The following is a 2,700-nucleotide window of genomic DNA, read 5'->3' as shown; positions in this document are numbered from 1 at the left end:
ACCCTCCATCGGGCAGACCCCCTCGCCTACGCCGATGTGGTCGGAGAGACGGGCGCTGCGTGGAACGCGTTTCTCGACGCGTACACCACCGCCACCGAAGCGGAGAAGACGCCGCCACGCCTCACCAACCTGACCTGCGTGCCGCGTGTCGCTTCCCCCGGCTCGCCGGTGCGCGTCACCGCGTCGACGGTGCCCGGCGAGATCGATCGCGCGTGGCTCGTGCTTGGCGACCTCGACGGCAGCGATTCGATGATCGTGGGCCAGATCGCGGTGCACCCGAATGCCCGAGGCCAGGTGAGCCGCACCTGGGATGGAAGATGGTATCACCTCACCCATGGCGACCAGGCCGTGGTCTGCTCCATCGACGATCGCGTGGACATCGACCTGCGCAAGGGCGAGTTCACCGCCCGCATCCCGGCCGAGCTCAAGCGGCGCGGCCAGAAGAAGTGGCAGGATCTCACCCTGCACTTCTTCGTGCGCGAGACTGGCCGAGGCGTTGCTGAGAGCCGCCTGCTGTCGGCCTTCACCGAGACCCGGTTCGGCACGCGAGAGGTGACCCTGGGACGTGGCGACCGCATCCGTCCCCTCTACCGGGAGATCGAGGACAACGGCGAGGAGTCGCTCATCTACTCCGACGATCGAGAAGACCAGATCGAGATCGGCAAAGACGCCACCCTGACGTTGCGCAACGAGCGCTTGAACCCCGGAAAGTGGCGCGTGGGCTTCGTGGTGAGCGACCACGCCGACCACCACACCCAGGCCTGGACCGACGTCGAGCTCAGAAACTGACGCGCAGCCCAGCGGTGACGCGGGTGTCTCCGCCGGAGCGCTGCTCCACGCCGACCTGAGGCCCCCACCACGTGCTGCCCGTGCGGTGGAGCCACTCCACATTGCCTCCCACGGCCGACTGGTGCACGCCGGTGGAGTAGCTGTACTGTGATGTGTTGAGCTCGAGACGCACCACGTCGCGCTCGGTGATCAGCCGCTGCCCGCCCAGTCTGACGCCCACGCGATCATGACTTGGACCGGCATCGGCGAAGGCATGCACCCGCGTCGCAAAAGGCTCGGCGTAGACGGTGTTGAGCCCATCGCTGTACTGCACCCCTGCGGCGGCCTCGTAGCGGGCGGCGCGCAGCGGCTCGTCGTCCTCGAAGCGCGTTCCCCACCCGGTCTGCACGCCAGCCGCGGCACGCCCGTAGACAGCGAAGCCCCCCCCCATGTTCCGAGAGATGCCCTGACCCAGGGTGATTCCCCCGGTGAGATCGCCGGCGAGCGTCGGGTTCGTTCCGGCCCGCACCTGCATCGACGCGTCGAATGTGGTCTCGCTGTGCCACGGCCCCCGATCGAGGTCGAGGCGCCAGGTGCGTCCGCCCTCGATCTGGGCGTAGGCGTAGCGCTCGGTCTGGCCGCGCTCCGAGCGTGTCGTCAGGTCGAAGTGATTCTCGCTTCCGGTGAACATGTGGGTCGCCAGGGGGCGAGACGGGCGCGTGCCCGGAAAGAGCGGCGGCGCGCCCTCCTCAGAGGGGCGCGCGTCGGCGCGCGTCGTCGTCGTGACGTAAGGCGCCACCCCTACCGACACGATGTCAGGCGGTCGCACCAGGTCGAACGCGCCATGCTCCTGCCAATCGCCCATCATCTGCAGCTTGAGGTCGGTGGCGAGGTTGCGATCGTTCACCAGGAGGTCACGCGAGACCCGGCCGGTGGGCGAGGCAGTCCAGTCGTCGCGCGCGACGAGAACGGTCTGCCCGTCGAACACCGCGGTAATCGAGGGAAGCGCCCCCCCGTCGAACCAGCGGAACGGCACCTGATGGTTGGGCTCGGTGAACGCCACGGCAGAGCGCAGGTTGTTGAAGCCGGGGGTGAAGTCGCCCTGGGTGTGGGCGAGAAGCACGTTCACGTTCACCCCCTCGTCGCGGGCCGTTCGAAGCGCCGCGACGACCTCGGCATCATCGAGCGCGCGCGCCTCGATGAAGACGCTCACACGAGCGGCGCGGATGTGGGCAAGCAGGGCCTCACGGGTCTCGTGGGAGGTGGCGTCGTTGCGCAGCTCGCGCACCCACGTGCCGGGACGGGCGGCAGACTCGGCCTGCGCGTCGGCCGTGGTGACGACAAGATTGGTCGAGAGCCCGTCCGCCTCATCGAAGGCAAAGGCGCCGTGCACCACCGAAGCGCCGTTGGCGACCTCGAGGCGCGTTCCTGGCGCCACGTCGCCTGCCGCACGAAGCCGCACCCCCGCCGCGGCGAGTCGCGCCGTGAGGGCGGGATCGGCGTCTCGCAGCGAGGCGTCAACCGCAACGCCATGCGCCGCGCGGTCGACGAGGGCATCGGTCATGCGTGCCGCGTCGATGCCACGAAAGGACGACGAGGTGAGGCTCACCCGCTTCGACGCCCCCGCCGCGAGCCGGATGGCCACGTCGCGAACCGCCTTGTCACCACGCACGACCTGCACCTCCGCGCGATGATAGGGCAGCGGCGCCACGGCCGCTGTGGCGTCGGAAGGGGCCGAGGACGGACTCGGCTGGGGCAGCGCCACAGAGAGGCTCGACATCATGGGGGCCGCGGTCTGGGCAAGCGCGGGCGATGCCGCGCCCATCAGCGAGACCAGCGCCAGCGCGCAGGTTGCGGCACGCTGCGTGAACGAAGTCGGTTGCTCCGCAGGAGCCGCGTCTCGCGCGGCCTGACCCGACAGGGCTAGCCCAT

General features: G+C 69.6%; 2 protein-coding genes. One reads left to right on the top strand and one right to left on the bottom strand.

Going from position 1 to position 2,700, the window contains the following annotated elements; genetic code table 11:
• Window positions 1–789: hypothetical protein (locus EB084_23275; protein NDD31184.1), on the top strand; the 789-nt coding region annotated here is incomplete at its 5' end.
• On the opposite strand, the gene EB084_23270 is transcribed toward EB084_23275, so the two are convergent.
• A partial coding sequence (locus EB084_23270; GenBank protein NDD31183.1) for a hypothetical protein occupies window positions 779–2,700 on the bottom strand: 1,922 nt, incomplete at its 5' end. The two genes, EB084_23275 and EB084_23270, sit on opposite strands and share 11 nt — an antisense overlap.

The organism is Pseudomonadota bacterium, from assembly GCA_010028905.1.
In the GTDB taxonomy this organism is placed as follows: Bacteria; Vulcanimicrobiota; Xenobia; order RGZZ01; family RGZZ01; genus RGZZ01.
The sequence above is the reverse complement of the archived record's forward strand: the minus strand, read 5'-3'. Positions and strand labels throughout refer to the sequence as shown.